The 22,872-nt window shown below is 35.8% G+C and carries 20 protein-coding genes; 13 read left to right on the plus strand and 7 right to left on the minus strand.

The window, feature by feature from the left end; all coding sequences use genetic code 11:
* Positions 1-127: 127 nt before the first annotated feature.
* A complete protein-coding gene (locus G530_RS0108560) occupies positions 128-2,494 on the plus strand; it encodes a cell surface protein (RefSeq protein ID WP_026934137.1) in 2,367 nt (788 codons plus the stop codon).
* On the opposite strand, the gene G530_RS0108565 is transcribed toward G530_RS0108560, so the two are convergent.
* Positions 2,486-3,670 carry a Pycsar system effector family protein gene (locus G530_RS0108565; protein ID WP_026934138.1) on the minus strand — a complete coding sequence of 395 codons (1,185 nt, stop codon included), beginning with the start codon at positions 3,668-3,670 and terminating at the stop codon, positions 2,486-2,488. The genes G530_RS0108560 and G530_RS0108565 overlap by 9 nt on opposite strands.
* A 57-nt stretch (positions 3,671-3,727) precedes the next feature.
* On the opposite strand from G530_RS0108565, the gene G530_RS0108570 reads away from it, so the two are divergent.
* On the plus strand, positions 3,728-7,447 hold the full coding sequence (locus G530_RS0108570) for a metallophosphoesterase (protein ID WP_026934139.1): 3,720 nt from the start codon (positions 3,728-3,730) through the stop codon (positions 7,445-7,447).
* Positions 7,448-7,520: 73 nt separating this feature from the next.
* Here G530_RS0108570 and G530_RS0108575 read toward each other — a convergent pair whose 3' ends face one another.
* The 5 genes from G530_RS0108575 to G530_RS0108595 all read right to left on the minus strand — a co-directional run bounded on the left by G530_RS0108575 (position 7,521) and on the right by G530_RS0108595 (position 10,036).
* Positions 7,521-8,399: a mechanosensitive ion channel family protein gene (locus G530_RS0108575; protein ID WP_026934140.1), complete on the minus strand. Its 879-nt coding sequence runs from the start codon at positions 8,397-8,399 to the stop codon at positions 7,521-7,523.
* A gap of 13 nt (positions 8,400-8,412) precedes the next feature.
* Complete coding sequence (locus G530_RS0108580; protein ID WP_026934141.1) at positions 8,413-8,907, minus strand: Dps family protein; 495 nt, start codon at positions 8,905-8,907, stop codon at positions 8,413-8,415.
* A gap of 98 nt (positions 8,908-9,005) precedes the next feature.
* A complete protein-coding gene (locus G530_RS0108585) occupies positions 9,006-9,326 on the minus strand; it encodes a hypothetical protein (RefSeq protein ID WP_026934142.1) in 321 nt (106 codons plus the stop codon).
* Between the two features lie 111 nt (positions 9,327-9,437).
* On the minus strand, positions 9,438-9,575 hold the full coding sequence (locus tag G530_RS17700; protein WP_169514036.1) for a hypothetical protein: 138 nt from the start codon (positions 9,573-9,575) through the stop codon (positions 9,438-9,440).
* Entirely contained in the window at positions 9,572-10,036 is a 465-nt protein-coding gene (locus G530_RS0108595; RefSeq protein WP_026934143.1) for a thiol-disulfide oxidoreductase DCC family protein, read from the minus strand. The genes G530_RS17700 and G530_RS0108595 overlap by 4 nt, the downstream gene beginning before the upstream one ends.
* Positions 10,037-10,150: 114 nt before the next feature.
* Between G530_RS0108595 and G530_RS0108600 the strand changes: the two genes are divergently transcribed.
* The 3 genes from G530_RS0108600 to G530_RS0108610 all read left to right on the plus strand — a co-directional run bounded on the left by G530_RS0108600 (position 10,151) and on the right by G530_RS0108610 (position 13,599).
* Entirely contained in the window at positions 10,151-11,158 is a 1,008-nt protein-coding gene (locus tag G530_RS0108600; protein WP_026934144.1) for a LacI family DNA-binding transcriptional regulator, read from the plus strand.
* An 83-nt stretch (positions 11,159-11,241) separates the two neighbouring features.
* Positions 11,242-12,690 carry an MBOAT family O-acyltransferase gene (locus G530_RS0108605; RefSeq protein ID WP_026934145.1) on the plus strand — a complete coding sequence of 483 codons (1,449 nt, stop codon included), beginning with the start codon at positions 11,242-11,244 and terminating at the stop codon, positions 12,688-12,690.
* A gap of 63 nt (positions 12,691-12,753) precedes the next feature.
* Positions 12,754-13,599: a DUF1574 family protein gene (locus G530_RS0108610; RefSeq protein ID WP_026934146.1), complete on the plus strand. Its 846-nt coding sequence runs from the start codon at positions 12,754-12,756 to the stop codon at positions 13,597-13,599.
* A gap of 143 nt (positions 13,600-13,742) precedes the next feature.
* Here G530_RS0108610 and G530_RS16705 read toward each other — a convergent pair whose 3' ends face one another.
* Positions 13,743-14,732: a glycosyltransferase family 10 domain-containing protein gene (locus G530_RS16705; RefSeq protein ID WP_051199738.1), complete on the minus strand. Its 990-nt coding sequence runs from the start codon at positions 14,730-14,732 to the stop codon at positions 13,743-13,745.
* A gap of 96 nt (positions 14,733-14,828) precedes the next feature.
* Between G530_RS16705 and G530_RS16710 the strand changes: the two genes are divergently transcribed.
* The 8 genes from G530_RS16710 to cysD all read left to right on the plus strand — a co-directional run bounded on the left by G530_RS16710 (position 14,829) and on the right by cysD (position 22,864).
* Positions 14,829-16,283: a lipopolysaccharide biosynthesis protein gene (locus G530_RS16710; protein ID WP_035716039.1), complete on the plus strand. Its 1,455-nt coding sequence runs from the start codon at positions 14,829-14,831 to the stop codon at positions 16,281-16,283.
* A 138-nt stretch (positions 16,284-16,421) separates the two neighbouring features.
* Complete coding sequence (locus tag G530_RS0108625) at positions 16,422-17,420, plus strand: SDR family oxidoreductase (protein WP_026934147.1); 999 nt, start codon at positions 16,422-16,424, stop codon at positions 17,418-17,420.
* A 14-nt stretch (positions 17,421-17,434) separates the two neighbouring features.
* Positions 17,435-18,721, plus strand: a complete 1,287-nt coding sequence (locus G530_RS0108630) for a nucleotide sugar dehydrogenase (RefSeq protein WP_026934148.1) — start codon at positions 17,435-17,437, stop codon at positions 18,719-18,721.
* Positions 18,722-18,724: 3 nt separating this feature from the next.
* Positions 18,725-20,119 carry a UDP-glucose 6-dehydrogenase gene (locus tag G530_RS0108635; protein ID WP_026934149.1) on the plus strand — a complete coding sequence of 465 codons (1,395 nt, stop codon included), beginning with the start codon at positions 18,725-18,727 and terminating at the stop codon, positions 20,117-20,119.
* Positions 20,120-20,121: 2 nt separating this feature from the next.
* On the plus strand, positions 20,122-20,916 hold the full coding sequence (gene cysQ, locus G530_RS0108640; protein WP_026934150.1) for a 3'(2'),5'-bisphosphate nucleotidase CysQ: 795 nt from the start codon (positions 20,122-20,124) through the stop codon (positions 20,914-20,916).
* Positions 20,909-21,370, plus strand: coding sequence for a DUF2061 domain-containing protein (locus G530_RS0108645; protein ID WP_035716040.1), 462 nt, complete (start codon positions 20,909-20,911; stop codon positions 21,368-21,370). Before cysQ ends, G530_RS0108645 begins: the two co-directional genes overlap by 8 nt.
* 31 nt (positions 21,371-21,401) lie before the next feature.
* The gene (gene cysC / locus G530_RS0108650) at positions 21,402-21,959 is read left to right on the plus strand and encodes an adenylyl-sulfate kinase (RefSeq protein WP_340139849.1); all 558 of its coding nucleotides are present in this window, start codon (positions 21,402-21,404) and stop codon (positions 21,957-21,959) included.
* Positions 21,959-22,864, plus strand: a complete 906-nt coding sequence (cysD, locus tag G530_RS0108655) for a sulfate adenylyltransferase subunit CysD (RefSeq protein ID WP_026934153.1) — start codon at positions 21,959-21,961, stop codon at positions 22,862-22,864. The genes cysC and cysD overlap by 1 nt, the downstream gene beginning before the upstream one ends.
* The last annotated feature ends 8 nt before the right edge of the window (positions 22,865-22,872 follow it).

The raw sequence follows: 22,872 nt of genomic DNA on the forward strand, positions 1-22,872 counted from the left end.
TATTTTTCACAAAAATAAAGAACTACATTCTCATAGTAGATCAATATTTATAAATTATTGTTAATTTAAATGTAGTTAGCTTTAATCGGCTTCCATAACTTTTAATTTTACCTTAAATTATCCGGTTATGATGCAGCAATTAAAAGAGTTTCCTTTAGATATAAAGATCAGTTTCCATAAGGTTATTGAACAGTATAAAAAGGAGGTGAATGAAATCGAAAGCAGTATTTCCAGGAAATACATGGAAGATATGTTGGCATATATATCAGATTATCCTGAATTATCTGAAGGATTTGAAAATCTGGATCTTCTTAAAAAATTCAAAGAGCCAATAGAGATTTTACTTGATGACCTTTTTCCTAATATATTAACCAATAATGAGATTAAAGCTGCAGCGGTTCCGTTTCACGATATCCTCTTCAATAAATCCAAAAGACTTAAGCAGATTCTTAAAAATGCCGGGGAAGACTTTCAGCTTTCTTTTCGAAATACAGATGAAGAGCTTATCTATATATTTGCCTGTATACAGGTGCTTAAGCAATACTATGGCTATAATATAGATGTTTCAAGGCCTCTATATTATGACATTCCAGATGAAAACGGAATTCGAAGACATTATAGAATCGCCATGAATGCCGATTTTGTGGAGATCATTAAAAAGGATAGTGCGCCTGATATTTCTGAGAGTGATGTAGATCAATTACTACAGAATGTAGATGACTTAAAATTATGGAAGGAAAAAATTCCTCCTGGTAGTTATATTTTTAAAGGTTTTACCATCGTGAATCTTACAGATGTTACGATAGATGACGCTATTTCAGAATTAAAAACCACGCTTTTATTTGAAGAAGTAAATGAAACTGAAGAGTTGCAAAAACTTCAGGAGATCTTCAGGTCTATTTATAAGATTTCAGACTTGCGAGTTGGTTTTACTGTTTTTAATCATAAAGACATGGTTTTTGAACGTATGGATAATGGTGAAGCAACGAGCTTTATTCTAGATGATAAATTGGTTAACGACTGTGAAACCGGGATCTGTAAAAGCGGGTTTCAGAAATTAATAGATGATAATTCATACTTCAGCATTTCAAATGTAGATGATTATGTAAAAGAGAATGATAATCTGCTTGCCAAAAACCTTCAAAAGAATAAGGTTAAAAGCTGTTTGCTTGCACCTATTGCTAAGAACGGAAGATTACTGGGCGTTCTGGAACTGGTTTCTCAAAGAAAGAATGAACTCAACAGCATTAATGCTATTAAGCTGGACGATATTCTACCTTATATAGTTACTACCGTAGAGCGTAATCGTAACGATTTTGAAAACAGGGTGAAAGCTGTTATTCAAAGTGAGTGTACCTCGATACATCCAAGTGTACTGTGGGTTTTTGAAAAAGAAGCAAAGAAGTTTATTCGGGATCTGGATAAGGACGGCCTGGCTTCATTTAAGGATATTACCTTTAAAGATGTTTTCCCGCTATATGGACAAATTGATATAGTAGCCTCTTCTGAAGCTAGAAATGATGCGATCAAAGAAGATCTTCTGGATCAACTTGACATTATTCTGGATATTATTAAAAAGGCTTATGAAATTGAAGAATTGCCTATTTATGACCAGGTAAAATACCGGATCTCAGATTTTAAAGAGGAACTTCTTGATAAGCTTAACGCAAGTAGTGAGCAAGAGGTTTTTAATCTTCTGAAGAAGGAAGTGAATCCGTTAATGAGTCATTTAAAAAAGCAATCAGACGAAATTAGAAAGCTGGTTGATGATTACTCCAAAATGCTAAATCCTGAAACCGGCCTGGTATATAATCACCGCAAGAAGTACGATGATACGGTTCAGCAGATCAACCGTACCATGTCCAGGTATATTGATAAAAAACAGGTGCAGGCACAGGGCATATATCCCCATTATTTTGAAAGATATAAGACCGATGGGGTAGACCATAACATGTATATAGGAGCTTCCATGGCTAATCAACGTCCATTTAACAAGGTCTATTTATTCAATTTAAGACTCTGGCAATTAAGCACTATGTGTGAAATGGAAAATCGTTTCTACCAGTTACAGGAAAATACTCCGATAAAATTAGAAGCAGCCTCTTTGATCCTCGTTTATAATAGCACTATGTCTATTAGGTATAGAATGGATGAAAAGAAATTTGATGTTGACGGTACTTATAACGCGCGGTACGAGATCATTAAAAAACGAATAGATAAAGCCTTTGTGAAGGGGACTGAAGAAAGAGTAACCCAGAAAGGTAAAATGACCATTGTTTATTCTCAGGGTAGTGATGAACGAGAATATCTGCAATACATCAAATATCTACAGGCTAAGAATTATTTTGGTGATGAGGTAGAATTGCTAGACCTGGAAGATGTACAGGGGGTTGTTGGTTTAAAAGCCATCCGGGTGAATATACTTTATACCCCGGATAGCAATCATCCTGAAAAGATCATTAATTATGATGATCTAATGGAAGAATTACATTAGATAGAACGCAAGAATAAATGCGATCACAGAGACAATGATCCCGGTCATAAATACCGTATAGGTTAACCTGAGCAGGAAATACTTTCTGTGGAGTACTTTTCCCAGTAAATGTAAATCCAGCATAAGCATTTCGTAAACGTAGTCTTTATCCTTGATAAGCTTATTCATTCCCCATTTAAACTGATCAAATGGCATTTTATGGTAATTACCGAAAAACAGGAGGTTTACATTTCTGTTCTTTACCTGCTCCTTGGTGAATTCTCCACTGGTTACATTTGGTCTTGTGGAAAGTATCGATAGGATGATCGAAGCTACACTGAAAAGCACTAAAATAAGACTGGGGATAAGCAAATGCTTATTGGATTCTGCCTCCAGTTTAGGGATAAGATTTGCCAGGGCTAAAGAAATAATAATGGCGTTAACAGATAATAGAATGTTAGCCTTGGTATCTGCAATATCACTCAGTTTGATGTGATTTCTCAAAGTAACTCTGAAAAGGGTCTGGATACTCCTTTCCGGGTTTTCATTCTTATATTTAGCCTTCATGCGAGCTTTATGCTCTTCTTTATTCAATTTCTTCTCCTGCTTATTTTTACTTTCAATAAGTTCCAGCAGGTTGTCTTCTTTTTTCGGTTTCCAATTTTTGATAGCATAATCTGTATAATACTGATGTTTTTCAGTAAATACCATGATGTTCTCCTCGAGCCATTCAGCATTTGTGAAATTCTTAATATTATGAAGTTCCAGCTCCTGTCTTAGAAATTCACTGGTCTCTTCAAAATAATCCTTTCCGAAGTGAGAAGAGTCTGCATCTCTTATGATCTTTTCTCCAATACATTCAGGAATGTTCGAGAACTTCGTCGCCAAAATGTATTTTTTTACCTTTTCTATTAACTCTTCAGTAGCATTATGCTCATTTAAAAAGGATTCTGCTATCTCGGCGCTTTTTACTTCATGCCCCTTGTATTTATGGATATATCCTGTGTCATGCAGCCATGCTGCAAGGATTAGAGCCTCTTCCTCTTTAACATTAATTTCAGAATTATCGATTAATTCTTTAGTACTTTTAACCACACGCTGCGTATGCTGGTAGTTATGATAAATAAAGGTGTTTGGCAGTTTATCTTTAAATAATTCTTCAACAAATTTATCAGCTTTCTCTATGAGATTATTCATACATGAAGTTCTTAAGTGGAACGACCAAATTACAAAAAAAATTGAGCATAATTTTCTATGAAAAAAGTTAAACTTTTAGCCCCAATCTTCTTAGTTTTCCTAGCTTTTTCCTGTGCTACGGTAGAACCTAAATATCGCGATGGAGAAGCAAAATCAGACTTTAATTATCCTGAAAATAAAGAAATAGAAAAATCTTTCTATCTCCTTGGAGATGGTGGGTATTCACCCCCGGGAGGATCTTCTCTTGGTTTAATAGCATTTAAAACCTATTTGGATTCAGTAAATAAGGATGAGAATTATACTATTTTCCTGGGAGATAATATTTATCCTGATGGGATGCCTCCAAAAAGCTCTTCTGAGCGTGAGGCGGCAGAATATCGTCTGGATGCGCAACTTGATGCTATCGAGAATTATAAGGGGAAGGTTGTTGTAATCCCAGGAAATCATGACTGGTATAATGAAAAATTAGATGGTCTTGAAAGACAAAAGGACTACTTAAAAGAAAGGTTTGAAGATGACCTTATTTGGAGCCCGGAAATTGGTTGCGGACTAGAATCAATTGAGGTTTCAGAAAATATTCAGCTTATTGTGATAGATTCACAATGGTATTTAGAGGATTGGGATAGAAATCCGAGAATAAATGATAATTGTGATCAGATCAAAACCAGGGAAGCAATGTTCCTTGAACTGGAATCTGAAATTAAAAAGAATCAGAATAAAACTGTTCTTCTTGCCTTACATCATCCTATTTACACAAACGGAGTTCATGGAGGTCAGTATACTATAGACAGGCATATTTACCCTTCGCAGAAGAAGATCCCTTTACCAATTCTTGGATCACTTGCCACTTTAATCAGGACAACCGGGGGAGTGTCTATTCAGGATGCTCAAAATAATCGCTACAAGTCATTGGCCAACAGGTTATCCACGATTGCGCAGGGTAGTGAGAGGCTTATCTTTGCGTCTGGTCACGAACATTCTTTGCAATATATAGAACATGATAGTGTAAAGCAGATCGTATCCGGGTCTGGATCAAAGGCATCTTATGCTACTTTGAGTAATGATGGTGTTTTTGCATATAACGGTCAAGGATTTGCTGTTTTAGATATTTTTAAAGACGGATCATCATGGATAAGTTTTTACGGAAATCAGGATAATAAGCCTAAATTATTATTTCAGAAGGAAGTCCTTAAAACGCCTGTTCCTTTTGAATTTAAAGATTATCCAGAAAGTTTCCCTGGAACTAAGACCACTTCCATTTACAAAGAAACCGAAACCGATAAAAGTCCTGTTCATAAAACTGTCTGGGGAGAGAGATACCGTAAATTATATGGTACAGATGTGACTTTTAAAGTAGCAGATCTTGATACCCTTTATGGCGGATTAGAAGTAGTACGAGAGGGTGGAGGTCACCAAACCGTATCCCTTAGGGTAAAAGACAGTGCAGGCCGTGAATACAACATTAGAAGGGTTAGAAAAGATGCCCTTAGATTTTTACAGAATGTGGCGTTTAAGAATCAACCTGTTGAAAGTAAACTTGAAAATACGGTAGCAGAAAATTTGCTGACAGACTTTTATACGGCGGCACACCCATATGGCTTTCTGGCAATTCCAACTTTGAGCAGAGCAGCCGGAGTTTATCATACGAACCCTCAGGTTTTTTATTTACCTAAACAAAAAGCACTAGGAAAGTATAATTCCATACATGGTGATGATATTTATATGATCGTTGAAAGACCTGAAGAAGGTTGGACCGGTTACGAGTCTTTTGGAAGCCCAGATCATGATATTGTTAGCACGGCCGATATGATCGAAAGGTTAAGAAGGGATGAGAAATATACTTTGAATGAATCAGCCTATGTAAGAGCAAGAATCTTTGATATGCTTATTGGAGATTGGGATAGGCACCAGGATCAATGGCGTTGGGCTGAAATTGAAGATGAAGAAGGGAAACATCATTTTGAACCTATTCCTAGAGATCGGGATCAGGTATTTTCTAATTTCGATGGTGCCTTTTTCGGAACGCTAAGGGCGCTTACCGGTTTTGCTAATCAGTTCGCGGTATATGGAGACGATATTACCGATGTAGAGTGGTTCAATATTGCCGCGATGGGGCTGGATAGGTCGCTGTTGCAGAATAAAGGTAAATTAACCTGGATAGAGCAGGCAGAATTTATTAAGAATAATGTAACCGATGAGGATATAGAAGAAGCTTTTTCAAAATTACCTGAAGAAACAAGGGGCGAAACTACCCAGGATTTAATTAACAATCTTAAAGGCCGTCGAAATAATATTGTTGACATTGCTGAAAGGTATTATGATCATTTAGCAAATCTTGCCATTGTTACAGGAACCGATAAGGATGACTTTGTAGATATTGAAAGGCTTGAAAACGGTGAAACTCGAGTTACCATTTCCAGAAATAAGGATGGTGAAAGAGCTGAAAAATTAAGTGATAAAAATTACAAGTACGAAGAGACCAAAGAAATCTGGGTATATGGATTAGATGATGACGACAGGATTTTTGTAAAAGATAATGGTCCTTCCAAGATCTTTGTTCGGGTAATTGGTGGGCAAAACAACGACGTCTACAATATAGATGGTGGGAAAAATCTTAAGATCTATGATCATAAGTCTTTACCAAATACTATTGAGAAAACAGGTGATGCGAGACTTCGTTTAACCGATAATTACGAGATTAATACCTATGATAAGGATAAAAAGACATTTGCTTCAGGCTCTATTCTTCCGGAAATAGGCTATAATCCAGATCACGGATTTAATTTCGGCTTGGAGTATGTAAAGTCTATCAATAAATTTAAAAGGAATCCATTTACTTCGCAGCATACATTTTCCGGGGAAGTTCATTCATCAACGAATGGTTTTGCTCTGGCATACGAAGCTGAATTTGCAAGTATAATTGGAAAATATAACCTGCAATTGGGGGCAAATTTCGCAAGTCCTCAATTTTCTGAAAATTTCTTCGGATTTGGTAATGAAACTGAAAATTTCGAGGAAAACTTGGGACTTAGCTATAACAGAGTGGGCTTAAGCAAATATGGCGTAAAAGCAGCATTAGTTAATAAAACTCCTTTTGGTAGCTTTTTCGGTTTCACGGCAAGCTTTGAAGGGATCGAAGTTCAGGATGAAGAAGGAAGATTTATTTCTGAAGATTTTACTACCACAGATCCCGATTTCTTCGAAAGAAAATACTTTGCCGGACTTGATGCTATGTATAGATATGAAAGCTATGATGATGTACTGAACCCAACAAGAGGGATGCTTTTCGAGCTGAATCTTGGTGCGAAAATCAATACAACAGATCCTGGCAGACAATATGGTTATTTTAAGCCATATATGGGATTTTATAACGCTCTAACAAATAATAGAAAGTTAGTAATTAAAACCAGGGCCGAAGCTCATATTAATATTGGTAAAGAGTATGAATTCTACCAGGCGGCACAATTAGGAGCAGATAGCGGTCTTAGAGGTTACAGGTTAGAAAGGTATACAGGGAAAAGTTCATTTGGAACAGGTGCAGATCTGCGATATTCTTTTAATACCGTGAAGACTAGTTTCCTGCCATTTCAACCTGGTATTTACGTCGGCTATGATTTAGGAAGAGTATGGGTGGATTCTCAAAACAGTGATAAGTGGCATGACAGCTACGGAGGTGGAATTTGGATTAATAGTGCCGATGCTATACAGGGAAATTTCAGCCTTTTCGCTGGTGAAGAAGGAACAAGATTTCAATTTGGAATAGGCCTGAAATTTTAGGTTTTATTTAATCTATAGTATAAAAATAGCCCTGTATTTACAGGGCTATTTTATTGTGGCTGATGATTAAAAATCAACCATTTTTATTTAGGTCTAATTTATTACTGAAGTTGATAGTGCGTATAGGGAATGGGATGTTAACACCTTTACCATCGTAAGCTTTCTTAATGGCAATAATTGCCTCGTGTTGTGCTACTAGCAAATCCCTGTTATTAGTAGCATCTATCCAGAATCTAACAACAAAATTAATCGAGCTATCTCCAAATCCATTATAAAGAAATTCAACTTCTTCATTTCCTCTTTGTTGAAATTTATCCTTAATTACTTCTAAGGTAAGGTCACGAACCATCTCAAGATCAGATTCATATCCTACTCCACAATCAACAAAGACACGTGACCTTGCGGTCCTGGTGAAATTCTTAAATGGTTCCTCAACAATTTTAGAATTGGGAATCACCACATAATTATTGTCAGATTGCTTTACAACTATATTTCTCAGATTTATTTCGGTTACAGTACCTGCATATCCATTTGTTTCGACCCAGTCACCAATTTGAAGTTCGGGTAAAAAACTTAATATAAGACCCGAAAAGGTATTGTTCAAAGTGCCCTGAAGGGCTAAACCTATTGCGAGACCTACAACTCCAGCACCAGCAAGAACAGAGGTTAGAACTTTATCTAAATTCAGAAGTCCCAGAGCAATAAAAAAGCCAATAAGAATTACGATCGCTTTTATAACCTTAACGACCATCAGCCTAATGGAATCCTGCTTGATGTGTTTTCTGGTGATTCTTTCAAAAAGTCGCCCAATGTATTTGGCTATAAATATGAAAAGGACAAATACAACTATGGCTAAAAGAAAATTAGGCAGACCCAGGATTAAAGAATCCAGCCATCCGCCTAATTTGTCCCATATACCTTTTATTGATTCTTGGAAGTCGAAATCCTGCATATGTTATTTCTTATTATTTAACTGGCTTATGTTGTTCACTGGTTTTCATTTTCCAGGCATCCAGCATCCAACTTGTTTTTTCCAGTTCACGGATATAAGCACCAATAAGATCTATAGTACCTTCATCATCTCCAGCATCTGCAATTTCGACAACTTTTCTCATTTGTTTCAGAAGTAGCCCATGATCCTCTAGTAATAATTCGATCATTTTACTGTCTGAAATATCTGAAGGAGCCTCTTTTAAATTAGAATCTTTTAGATAATCACTAAGATTGCTGGTAGGTTGATACCTTAAAGTTAATATTCTTTCGGCGATTTCATCAACCTTCAATTTTGCATCATCATATAGTTCTTCGAACTTCTCATGCAGATCAAAAAAGTTTTTTCCTATAACGTTCCAGTGGAAGTTACGGAGTTTTTGATAGTATATATGATAATCGGCTAAAAGTATATTCAGCTCTTCTACTGTATTTTTCGTTTTATTTGAATCTAGACCTAAGTAATTCATAGTTTTTATTTATCGTTTTTTTAATTTCAATACAAATTTACAATGAGAGTTGGATTTTGCCAATTCTCAGGCTTACTTTAATAGAAGTTTAACTTAGGCTAGTCCAGTTCTCTATGGTCCTTCAAATCTAATTTATCAAGCATTCTTTTGGAAACCTGACCACTTGAAACACCATATCCATCTACCAGAACTCCTTTGTGATTATCTGAAGTAGTAATAGCATAAAGTATAGCATTATCATCAGGATTACTCATGCCTTCAAATCTTAATACTTTATCAACTTCAAATTCTTCTACACCAAAAGTTTGCTTTTTAGACTTCAACTCGATCTCTTCATCAAGCAGGTTGAAATCTTCCTCGTATCCTTCCTCTAATTTTAATTTATTAATCGCTTGGGATAATGTACCGTAATCTTTCATTTTAATTGAATTTTATTTCAGAATCAAATTACACTGAAAGCGTGATTTTAGCAAAAAGTGCACGGTGTTTAGGATAAGTTTAACTCCGCAGTAAGGGCTTGAGCTGGGAGGTTATTCGCCTTTATCTTTTGAAGAAAATAATCCTAAAGGGAATAGAACTAATAAAAAGAAATACCATCCGGTAACCAGCCCTATAATTGTAATTATGGCAGCGATGATATAAAACCAGTAGGATTTTGGTAGTTTCATAAAAGAATAAGAATTGCAATAATTATGATCAGGTAAAAAAGCCAGTAGGGTTGAAGCTTTTTAGGGTTAGAACCAAATAGGATTTTCGTTAATTTAAAATAAAAGCTTCTATTCTTCGCAATATGATTATAGGCATGATCGCTTAAATGGCGAAACCAGACATTTGATCTGTAAAAGCGGTGCTGAGTTTTTACTCCTGTATGCCATATAGATCTATAAGCTGAGTCTGGTCCACTATACATCTTACCGTCGGTTTCAATAAGTCTACTTGCCTTTTTAAATTCTTTAATTGGTATATCAGGGAAGTTAGAAGCATATTCCTGAAAGGTTTTAAAAACAATCATACCTTCAGTCTTATCTTCCCACCTGGTTTTCCAAAACTTACAAAAGCCACATTTCCCATCCCAAATTAAAATATTTTCGGAAGGAGGATTTTCGGTATGGTGGAACTTTTTAAACAACTTTTATTCTTTTCTTTGTAAATGACCAGAAAAGTCTGGTATCTAACAAATCTAAAAAATCTTTAGTAGTTGGTTTTCTGTACTTTTAAAATTTTATAATTAATTTCCCTACATATGAAGAGCAAGATCACTTTAAAGGAATTGGCAAAACTTTTAAATGTTAGTGTTTCCACTGTTTCTAAAGCTTTGCACGACAGCCCTGAAATAAGCCCGAAAACTGCTGAAAGGGTAAAGGAACTTGCAAAACTTCATAATTACAGGCCTAATCCGGTTGCGGTAAATTTGAAAAAAAGTAAGACTGGAACTATTGGGGTAGTGATTCCTAATATTTCGAATAGTTTTTTTGCCCGGGTACTTTCAGGAATGGAGGCTGAAGCTCAAAAACATGATCAACAAGTTATTACTTATATTTCAAATGAATCTCTGGAACGTGAAAAGCAAATATGTGATTTATTGACGTCTGGAATGGTTGATGGCGTATTGATCGCAGTTTCAGAGGAAACTCAGAAGAAGCAGGCGTATGATCATTTATATGCTCTTTTAGATTACGATATACCAGTTGTTATTTATGACAGAATCAATTTAGGTTTACCTGCCGATAAAATTGGAGTGGATGATGAAAAAAGTTTTTATGAGGCAACTCAATTCTTTAGAACGAAAGGTTTACATAAAGTGGGTCTGGCTTCCGCCATACATCATGTAGGCATTGGGCAGTTAAGGATTAAAGGTTATGAACAGGCTATGCAGGATGAAGAAGATTTACATATGGTAACAAGTACGAAGCCTGTAGATTTAAAGAATAAGATTAGAGATCTAATCGTTTCAGAGAAAATAGAAGCACTACTGTGCACAGATTTTGAAAGCGCAATTTTAGCGACTCGCGTTGCGTATGAGGAAAATATTAAGATTCCGGAGGATCTTAAGCTGATTGGTTATATAAGCAGAGAGGTTGCTCAGTACTTAACACCGTCAATTAGTTACATTGAACAGCATCCAAGAGAACTGGGTATTAAAGCTGTAGAAGTTTTGAATAATAGACTCGACGGTAAATATAAGACCGGTGAATTTGAGGAGAAAATAATCGCGACTACTTTAGTTCATTTGGAGTCGACGGGGTTTTGAAATTCATTAATTTACTATAGATTTGCCCATCCGAAAATAACCATTCTAATCATTTGAAATTTTTAGATTTTAAAAGAAAATGAATGTTATTTAATTCCCTTGATTTTGCGATCTTTTTACCGCTCGTTTTCATTCTATATTGGTTTGTATTTAACAAAAGTTTGAAATGGCAGAACTTACTGGTGGCGGCAGCCAGTTACTTATTCTATGGTTGGTGGGATTGGCGTTTTCTTTCTCTTATATTTTTTAGCACTCTCGTAGACTATTTCGTAGGCAGAAATCTGGGGATTGTAAGTAATAAATTACATCGGAAAATTTTACTCTGGATTAGTATTATTGTAAATCTAGGATTTCTGGGATTCTTTAAATATTATAATTTTTTTCTGGATAACTTCAAATCAGCCTTTAGTATAGCGGGTTATGAGTTAAATGCTAACTCATTGAATATTATATTACCAGTAGGAATTAGTTTCTATACATTCCAAACTTTAAGTTATACGATAGATGTCTATAAGAATCGACTTGAGCCGGCAAAGGATTTCATTTCCTTTACTGCTTTTGTAAGCTTCTTTCCTCAACTTGTTGCCGGACCTATTGAACGTGCTACTAATTTACTTCCACAATTTAACAGGAGTCGAAAATTTGAGTATTCCAAAGCTGTTGATGGGATGCGTCAGATTGGGTGGGGCTTATTCAAAAAAGTTGTGATTGCAGATAACTGCGCAGTCTATGCTAATCATATCTTTGAGAACTCTGCAGATATGTCTGGGAGTACCTTACTCTTAGGTGCTATTTTCTTCACTTTTCAGATATATGGTGATTTTTCAGGCTATTCAGATATAGCGATTGGAACTGCTCGCTTATTTGGTTTCAACTTAATGCAGAATTTTGCGTTTCCATATTTTTCCAGAGATATTGCAGAATTTTGGCGTCGCTGGCATATTTCTTTATCTACATGGTTCAGGGATTATTTGTATATTCCTCTGGGAGGAAGTCGTGGAGGAACCTGGATGAAAGTGCGCAATACCTTCATTATATTTATAGTAAGCGGTTTCTGGCATGGGGCTAACTGGACCTTTATCGTATGGGGAGCATTAAATGCTATTTATTTTTTGCCTTTGCTTCTTACAAAGAGAAATAGACAGAATATGGAGGACGTGGCTCAAAATTCTTATCTACCTTCCTTAAAAGAATTATGGCAAATGGGATTGACTTTTAGCTTAACGGTAATTGCTTGGGTATTTTTTAGAGCAGAAAATTTAGGACACGCGATTAGTTATTTGGGAGGAATGTTCTCAAAGTCCATGTTTAGTGTACCTTATTATCAGGGGATTGGTTATGCAAAATTTATTATTCCATTGTTATTTATATTCATAATTGTTGAATGGTTAGGTAGAAGGAATCAGTTCGCTTTGGAAAAATTATTCTTAAATCAATCGTCATTTATTCGTTTAATGCTTTATTATACGATTGCTATATTAATTTTTCTCAATGCTGGTGAAGAGCAACAATTTATTTATTTCCAATTTTAATAAATGAGAAAATTTCTAATAAGATTATTATTTTTAAGCCTTCCGTTGATATTGTTTCTATTTATGGGGGAGTTAGCTTTAAGGAACATTCCAAATGATTATTCTTTTAAACGGGCATACCTTGATAAAAATTCCCAAAATTTAAAAACACTGGTTTTAGGAAGTTCCCATTTTTATAGAGGAGTCAATCCTGCATTGCTTGAACAACCAGCATTTAATGCTGCCATGGTTTCACAATCTCTTGATTACGATCTTAAAATATTAGAAAATTACGACTCAGAATTTCAAAATTTAGAAACAATAATCCTACCTATCTCTTACTTTTCACTTTTTGGTTCGCTTGAAACTGGAGTTGAAAGCTGGAGAGCTTCGTTTTATAATATTTACTATGGAATCGGAAATCCAGTAAAATTCGAGGTTTTTAACAAAAAAGGTAGTCAAACGCTTTCTAAAGTTTTTGATTTTTATTACTCAGATATTAAATTCAAATTGGCTGATTCATTGGGCTGGGGTCGGCGAAACATAAATGTTTTGCCTGAAGAATTAGAGTCTTTAGGATTGCGAGCAGCTCAAAGACATACCAAGAAGAATTTTAATTTACTGCCATTCCAATTGAAAAATTTTAAAGAAATAATCCAGATAGCTAATAAAAATAATTGGAAGCTTATCTTAGTTACTCCTCCAGCTTACCATAGTTATGTTGCTAACCTAAATAAGAAACAACTTGATCTTACTATTAAATATTGTAAAGAAATGGAAGAAGATTTTGATAATGTATACTATTATAATTTTTTGCAAAATAATTCTTTCAGTTCATCTGACTTTTATGATGCTGATCACTTAAATCAAGATGGGGCAAATAAATTTTCTCAAATGTTGAATATGAAAATTCAAGAGACTCCCCAGTAAACCTTTTTAATAAGAAGGAAATTAAAGTTTTAGTAAGGCCTGTGATATGAAATGTAAATGGACTGGTAGCTTGTAAATGAATACTAATTAAAGCATATAATCTGCAGTAAAAACAGGAATCATTGTGAGCCGCAGAACACTTCTTAAAAATTTAATCTGCGTTTTATTTTTTGCAAAGTACCAGGCTTATTTCGATTTTGTTTTAATTCCTCTTCGTATTTATTGCATGTACCAAAGAGCGGTCTTCTAACTTTGCCCTCTGCGTCCTGATTAAATATATTACTAAAAAACATAATTAAATTTTCAAATTTTAAATGTTGGGGAATCTTGTTATTTGGAAACGCAGGGGCGTTCAGAATTTTTAAATATAACTCCTCATCCTGGTCAACTTTCCTTACATATTCGACCACCTTCTCAAAATTCCTGAAATTATGACAATTTATAAAGGCTTCCGGATTAAAGTCTCTGGTAATATCAGGATCGCCCCAGTATATAGGGATGGTATCAGTTATAAAGGCGTGCATGATTTTTTCAGTAACATAACCAGGGGTGGAGGTGTTCTCAAAGGCAATACTAAACTTACATGACCTCTGAAAGTCTAGCTTGGTATACATCCAGTCTTCAGCAAAGCGTTCTCCAACATCAAAATTCATATTGTTGAGGTGTATGCCGGGGGAAGATACCTGTTTGTATTCATTTAATGCCTGAAAGAACTCATCACGGGCCGGATGGGCCTGGGCATTCGCATAGATGAAATTGCAAAAGTTTTGTTTCTGTGTTAGAAATTCATTGCTGAATGATTTAGGTATTGTCAACTTTTCAAATTGATCCCTAAAAAAGAGATAATTAGGGAGTCTCAAATACCTGTCATTAAATTGTAGATGATGGAACCCTATGGCATAATCACACAGATTAAAGTCGGGTACTAAATTCTCTCCAGTATAAAAAATCCTCGCACAATTAAAATTTAAGAATTCCTTTTCGTGACAGCTGTAAATAAGGAAATCTGGATATCCAGGGTCAACTTCTAATCTGAAATGTGGATTAAGCAAATCTAAGAGGATATTATCATAGGGATCGAATCCTTTATAGAAATCGGTAAACCAGATCTTAATCGTTTGTTCGTGTTCCATATTTTTAAAATTAAAGCTAAGTAATTTTTCTTAGCCATTATAGAGCCTATCGGGATTATTAGAAAAAGATTAACTTAGCCGCGCTAAACATGTTTAATGTCTTTAAGAAAGCAGGCTGTATTCGGACTGATGTGGACTTTTGCCCAGCAATTTGGGAATCAGCTTATTGGGTTTTCAGTTTCCCTGGTACTGGCTCGTATTCTCCTTCCCGAAGAATTTGGTTTAATAGCTATGATCGCCGTTTTTGTTGCTGTGGGAAACGGGCTGTTGGATAGTGGTTTAAGTAAATCCCTGATTAGAGACGGCGATGCTGATAATTCTGACTACTCCACAGTATTCTTTTTTAACCTTTTTGCGGGGTTGTTGATTTATCTTCTTGCTTTCATTTCTGCTCCCTTGATCTCTCAATTTTATGACTATCCAATTCTGACAAACATTATCAGAGTATATTGTCTAAGTTTTCTTTTTACAGCGGCAACTTCTGTACAACTGGCCAGGCTTACCAAAGAAATGAAGTTTAGAACTCAAACCCTTGTAGCCTTACCTGCAGCGGTGATTGCTGGAATACTAGGTATTGTTCTGGCTATTAAGGATTTTGGAGTATGGAGCCTGGTATATAGTAGCTTAGTTAATGCTATTGTCAGCTGTATTTTGATCTGGAAATATTCAGGTTGGTATCCATCGTTAAGTTTTAATACCGCAAAATTTAAGAAACATTGGGATTATGGCTATAAACTTGGTCTAGCGGACCTATTGAATAGATTTTTCAATAATATTTTTTTGGTGATTATTGGGAAATATTTTTCAGCAGCACAATTAGGGTTTTATAGTCGGGCGGAAACTATGAAGCAGTTTCCGGTATCTAATCTGGACCGTGCTTTAAATAAGGTTAGTTTTCCTTTGTTTATAGAGATTAAAGATGATCCACGAAGACTTAGGGTGGCCTTTAAGAAACTTTTAAAAATGGTCATCTTCGTTGTGAGTCCTGTTTTGCTAATTCTGGCTGCCATGGCTGAACCGCTGTTCCGTTTTTTCTTTACCGAAAAGTGGCTTCCGTCAGCACCTTATTTTCAGGTGCTTTGTTTAAGTGGTTTGCTCTTTCCTTTACATTCCTATAACCTGGGGATTTTAAACATATATGGAAGAAGCGATCTTTTTTTAAAATTGGAAGTCTACAAGAAATTCCTGATTGTTTTAGTAATTTTACTGGCAATCCCATTTGGAATATATGGTTTGCTATGGGGGCAGGTCGCACTTTCACTAGTTGCATTTTTTATTAATGCAAAATATACTCAGAAGTATATTTTTTATTCGCCGTTACGTCAATTATGGGATATAGTTCCATTTTTCATGGTTGCTTCTTTTAGTGCCTTGCTGGTATGGGGTATAGATTATTGTTTTCTGAAAATTTTCTCAGATTTAATCCGCCTTTTAAGTGGAATAACTATTGGAGCTAGCTTTTATTTATTAATATCGAAGATATGCAAGTTTGAACAGTTGTCACAACTTTATGACTTAACAAATGGCAAAATTAAAAGAAACCTCAATTGAGAAAATCAAAATTTCCCCTAATTATTGATTTTAGAATCATTCTTAACGTTTTTGCAGCTTTAAGGTTTCTTTAGTAAACTTGGAAGATTAATATTTTATATTTGCAGCTATTTAAAATGTTAAAATTTCTGAATTTTCATGATCGATTTCTCAAAGGAAAAAGTATCCGGTAAAATAGTTCTTGTGACCGGAGGAGCAGGTTTTATTGGCTCTAATCTATGTGAGCTTTTAATAGCGCTTAACGCCAAAGTAATATGTCTGGATAATTTTGCCACAGGACATAGGCATAATCTGGAGACTTTTCGGGATAATCCTAATTTCACCCTTATAGAAGGAGATATTCGAGACTTGGAAATCTGTAAAAGAGCTTGTGAAGGAGTGAATTATGTTCTTCATCAGGCTGCATTAGGTTCGGTGCCCAGATCTATAAATGATCCCATTACCAGTAACGAAGTAAATATTTCAGGTTTTCTGAATATGTTGGTGGCAGCAAGGGATGCCGGGGTTATACGATTTGTATATGCTGCAAGTTCATCTACATATGGAGATTCAGTAAAACTACCCAAGATTGAACAGGAAATTGGGAAACCACTTTCTCCCTATGCTATTACTAAATATGTAAATGAATTATACGCGGATATCTTTCAGAAGGCTTATGGTTTTGATACTATAGGTTTAAGATATTTTAATGTATTTGGAAGAAAACAAGATCCCAATGGAGCTTATGCCGCAGTTATTCCAAAATTCGTTATGCAATTCATGAAGTATGAAAGTCCGGTGATTAACGGCGATGGTACCTATTCCCGTGATTTTACTTATATAGACAATGTTCTTCAAATGAATTTACTGGCAATGACCAGTAATAACCCAAAGGCGGTAAACGAGGTATATAATACAGCAGTGGGTGACAGAACCAACCTGGTAGAGCTCACACAATTGCTTAAAAAACACCTTTCAGAATATGATGCTGAAATAGCAAAGGTGCAAGTTAAACACGGTCCTAACCGACCTGGAGATATTCCACATTCTCTGGCCTCAATAGAAAAAGCTGAAAAACTCTTGGATTATAAGCCAAGTCATAAAATTGAGGATGGAATAAAGGAAGCAGTATCCTGGTATTGGAAAAACCTTAAATAAAAATCAATATAAATATGTCAGATAAAAAAATTGCCATCATTGGTCTTGGTTATGTGGGTTTACCTCTTGCAAGATTGTTTGCTACCAAATATCCGGTGGTAGGCTTTGATATTAACATAGCGCGGGTTAAAGAATTAATGGCTGGTCACGATTCCACCCTGGAGGTAGAAGATGATGTATTGCAATCGGCTTTAATTCAAAAGGAAGGATTGCAAAATGGGAATGGACTATTTTGTTCTACCCAACTTGAAGATATTACAAATTGTAATTACTATGTAGTTACTGTTCCCACGCCGGTTGATAAAAATAATCGCCCTGATCTTACACCGCTATATAAAAGTAGTGAAACTGTAGCTAAAGTACTTAAAAAGGGAGATATAGTGATATATGAATCTACGGTTTATCCGGGTGTGACAGAAGATGAATGCGTACCCGTACTTGAAAAGCATAGCGGTCTGGTATTTAACGAGGATTTCTATGTGGGGTATTCTCCGGAAAGAATTAATCCGGGAGACAAAGAACATACCGTAGATAAAATATTAAAAGTCACAGCTGGTTCTACTCCGGAAACAGGAAAGAAAGTGAATGAATTGTATGCGGAAGTGATTACCGCGGGGACCCATTTGGCCCCTACTATTAAGGTAGCAGAGGCTGCCAAGGTTATAGAGAATTCACAGCGAGATATCAATATTGCTTTTGTCAATGAGCTTGCGAAAATTTTCAATATGATGAATATTGATACTCAGGCAGTACTTGAAGCGGCAGGAACAAAGTGGAATTTTTTACCTTTTAAACCAGGTTTGGTTGGAGGTCATTGTATAGGAGTTGATCCTTATTATTTAGCACAGAAAGCTCAAGAAATTGGCTATCATCCGGAAATTATTCTTGCCGGAAGAAGAATGAATGATTCGATGGGACAATATGTGGCTTCGGAAGTTGTTAAGCTAATGTTGCAAAATGACCTTAAGGTAAAAGGCGCTAAAATTTTGGTGTTGGGAATAACCTTCAAGGAAAATTGTCCTGATGTTAGAAATACCAAGGTCGTAGATGTAATTAAAAATTTGAAAGAATACGGAGTAGAAGTGACCATCTATGATCCTTTGGCTAATCCGGCAGAGGTGAAACATGAATACGGGCTTGAAACCATAAACAAAGTGCCTAAAGGAAGTTATGACGCTATTGTATTAACTGTTGCTCACAAAGAATTTTTGGAATTAGATTTACAGAAATTAAAAAATAATAGTTCTGTCGTATATGATGTAAAGGGAGTATTGGGGGACAAATGTGACCGAAAATTGTAATTTATGAAGATTAAAAATATTTGCTGCATTGGAGCAGGATACGTTGGAGGTCCAACGATGGCGGTGATCGCGCAAAAGTGTCCCGAAATCAATGTTACGGTTGTAGATATAAATGAAAATAGGATTGCGGCATGGAATGATGAAGATGTAGAGAATATTCCGATTTATGAGCCGGGTTTATCGGCAGTGGTGAAAGAGGCTAGAGGTAGAAATCTATTTTTTTCAACAGATGTTGAAGCTGCGATAGATTCGGCTGATATGATCTTTATCTCGGTGAATACCCCTACCAAAACCTATGGAATTGGTAAAGGGATGGCTGCGGACCTAAAATTTATTGAACTTTGTGCGCGTCAGATAGCAAGAGTTTCAAAGAATGATAAAATAGTCGTAGAAAAATCTACACTGCCGGTACGTACTGCCGAAGCTTTAAAAAATATCCTTGATAATACAGGGAATGGGGTAAATTATCAGATACTTTCCAATCCTGAGTTTTTAGCGGAAGGAACCGCGGTGGATGATTTGATGAACCCTGACAGGGTTTTAATTGGAGGTGACATTAATACTGAAGTTGGGAATGAGGCTGTTCAGGCTCTTGTTGACATATACGCACATTGGATACCTAGAGAAAAAATTTTAACTACTAATGTGTGGTCTTCGGAACTCTCGAAACTTACGGCAAATGCATTTCTGGCGCAAAGAGTATCCAGTATTAACGCGATGTCTGAATTATGTGAAAAGACAGGAGCAGATGTAAATGAGGTAGCCAAAGCTGTTGGAATGGATTCCAGGATTGGTCAAAAATTTCTGAAATCTTCTGTCGGATTTGGGGGAAGTTGTTTTCAGAAAGATATCCTGAACTTGGTTTATATTGCCAAATCCTTTGGTTTAAATGAGGTGGCAGATTACTGGCATCAGGTAATCATCATGAACGATCATCAAAAAAAGAGATTTGCTTCAAACATTGTTAAAACTTTATTCAATACCGTATCCGGGAAAAAGATAGCCTTTTTAGGCTGGGCTTTTAAAAAGGATACAAATGATACCCGTGAATCATCCGCGATTTATGTTGCAGATTATCTATTAAATGAACAGGCCGAGATTGTAGTTTATGACCCAAAAGTAAAAAGGGAACAGGTATATGCTGATTTAGATTATTTAAATAGCAGAAGTGAAGATGAAAATAGACAGCGTGTTCGGGTAGTAAATGACCCCTATGAGGCTTGTAAAGGTTCTCATGCTGTGGCAGTATTAACTGAGTGGGATGAATTTGAAAATTACGACTGGCAAAAAATATATGATGATATGCTTAAACCAGCATTTTTATTTGACGGTAGGAAATTATTGGAAAGAAAGAAAAAAGAAGAAATAGGTTTTGAATTTTATGCAATAGGATCTTAGCGATGAATGAAAATTTAAATATAGCGATTGGAGCTGCCATAGAAGCAGGAAATGTGATCATGAAAGTCTATGGTAGTGAAGATTTTAAAGTGGAGAACAAAGATGATGATTCGCCCTTGACGCAAGCAGATCTTAGAGCGAATGCAGTGATCAATTCATATTTGAATAATACAAGTATTCCAATAATTAGTGAAGAAAACAAGCAAACAGATTTTGATCAACGTAAAAACTGGACAAATTGTTGGATCGTAGATCCTTTGGATGGAACCAAAGAATTTATAAAAAGGAATGGTGAATTCACTGTAAACATAGCATATATAGCTAATAACTTACCAAAATTAGGGGTGATCTACGTACCGGTACAAAAGACTATTTATTATGCTGATGGAAGCTCAGCCTGGAAACAGATTTTAAAAACTACTGATCCTTTGTCTTTCGCACATGCAGATTCAACCCGAATTGCACCAGAAAAGCTTGAAGGTAAGATTCGAGTTGTGGGAAGTAGATCTCATATGAATGAGGATACTAAAGCATATATTTCTAACCTGGAACAAAATTCAACCGATGAAATTGAGGTTGTCTCTAAGGGAAGTTCTTTAAAATTCTGTTTAGTAGCCGAGGGCAATGCTGATGTATATCCAAGGTTTGCACCAACCATGGAATGGGACACGGCCGCTGGTCAGGCTATATGCTCTGCAGCGGGTCTTAAAGTTATAGACAGGTTAACCGGTGAGGAGATGAGATACAACCGGGCGAATCTTTTAAATAATCATTTTTCGGTTTCGACAATTGGCTAACACCTATAAAAGACATATCGCCAAAACTGTAACCTGGAGGGTGATTGGTACCATAGATACCATAATACTTTCCTGGATAATTACAGGGAATCCTTATACAGGGATGAAAATTGGTTTTTCAGAAGTGATAACCAAAATGGTATTGTATTATTTTCATGAACGTATTTGGTTCAATATTAAGGCTGGTGTCACTAAAAACGGAGATAGTCGTAAGAGGCATATTGCGAAAACTATTACCTGGCGTTGTGTTGGGACCATAGATACTATGTTGCTGGCTTGGTGGATTTCTGGAAATCCTTTTACCGGATTAAAAATAGGAGCTGTAGAGTTGATCACTAAAATGATCCTTTACTACCTGCATGAAAGAGCCTGGTATAAATATGATTTTGGTCTGCAGCAGCGGAGAAGTAAGAAATTAAAGAAAGATAAAGAATTACATTATAGTGATGAATAATATTGTTCCACATACATTTAATATCGATCGAATGGATCGAAACAAGCTCAAAGGTCATAATTCTTTTGTAATTTGGTTTACTGGCCTATCTGGGTCTGGTAAATCTACCCTCGCCAATATGGTTGAAAAAGAACTTTATCAAAAGGGAATACATACTTTCTCTTTAGATGGTGATAATGTGCGAAGTGGTTTGAATAATAATTTGGGCTTTGCTCGGGAAGATCGCGAAGAAAATTTGCGTAGGATTGCAGAGGTAGCTAAATTATTTGTTGATTCTGGAAACGTAGTTATTGCGTCCTTTATTTCTCCTTTAAGTTCAGATAGAAATTTTATAAAGAATATTATTGGGAGCAAGGATTTTGTCGAAGTTTTTGTAAATACACCCCTGGAAGTTTGTGAATCACGAGATGTAAAGGGACTTTATAAAAAGGCTCGTATTGGAGAAATTAAAAATTTTACTGGAATTGATGCTCCATATGAAGCACCATTTTCACCTGAAGTAGAAGTTAAAACAGATCTTGAAGATGCTGAAGTTTCCGTATCCAGGATCGTGGAATATGTAAAGAACAAATTAGAAATAAAGAAGTAATGAGTAAATATTATCTGAATTACCTGGATGAACTGGAGTCTGAAGCAATTTTTATTTTGCGTGAAGTCTGGGCTCAATTTGAAAACCCTGTAATCCTTTTTTCAGGCGGGAAAGATTCAATTTTAGTTACCCATCTGGCAAAAAAAGCTTTTTACCCAAGTAAGATACCATTTGCTTTGATGCATGTGGATACTGGACATAATTTTCCTGAAACTATCAAATTCAGAGATGATTTAATCGAAAGTCTTGGTGCTAAGCTTATTGTGGGGTCAGTCCAGAAATCTATAGATCAGGGTAGAGTCGCGGAAGAAAAGGGTAAAAATGCTACTCGAAATGCTTTGCAAATCACTACACTTCTCGATGCAATTGAAGGGAATAAGGTGGATTGCGCAATAGGAGGCGGAAGAAGAGATGAAGAAAAAGCCAGGGCTAAAGAGCGTTTTTTCTCTCATCGAAATGATTTTGGTGAATGGGATCCAAAAAATCAAAGGCCCGAATTGTGGAATTTGTTAAACGGAAAACAATTTGAAGGAGAACATTTCAGAGCCTTTCCAATAAGTAACTGGACCGAGATGGATGTTTGGAACTATATCAAAAGAGAGAATATTAGTATTCCATCACTTTATTTTGCTCATGAAAGAGAAGTTGTTTTCAGAAGTAATTCCTGGATCCCGGTTTCGGAATACCTTAAGTTGGAGGATGGAGAAAAGATCGAAAAGAAAAAGATTCGATTTAGAACCTTAGGAGATATTACCATAACAGGTGGAATTGAATCTGAAGCGGACACATTAGACAAGATAGCCGATGAGGTTTCGGCAATGAGAAAGACTGAAAGGGGTGATCGTTCTGATGATAAGCGTTCTGAAACAGCGATGGAAGACCGTAAAAAGCAAGGTTATTTTTAATCAAAAGC

This window comes from Christiangramia echinicola DSM 19838, assembly GCF_000423065.1.
Classification (GTDB): Bacteria; Bacteroidota; Bacteroidia; order Flavobacteriales; family Flavobacteriaceae; genus Christiangramia; species Christiangramia echinicola.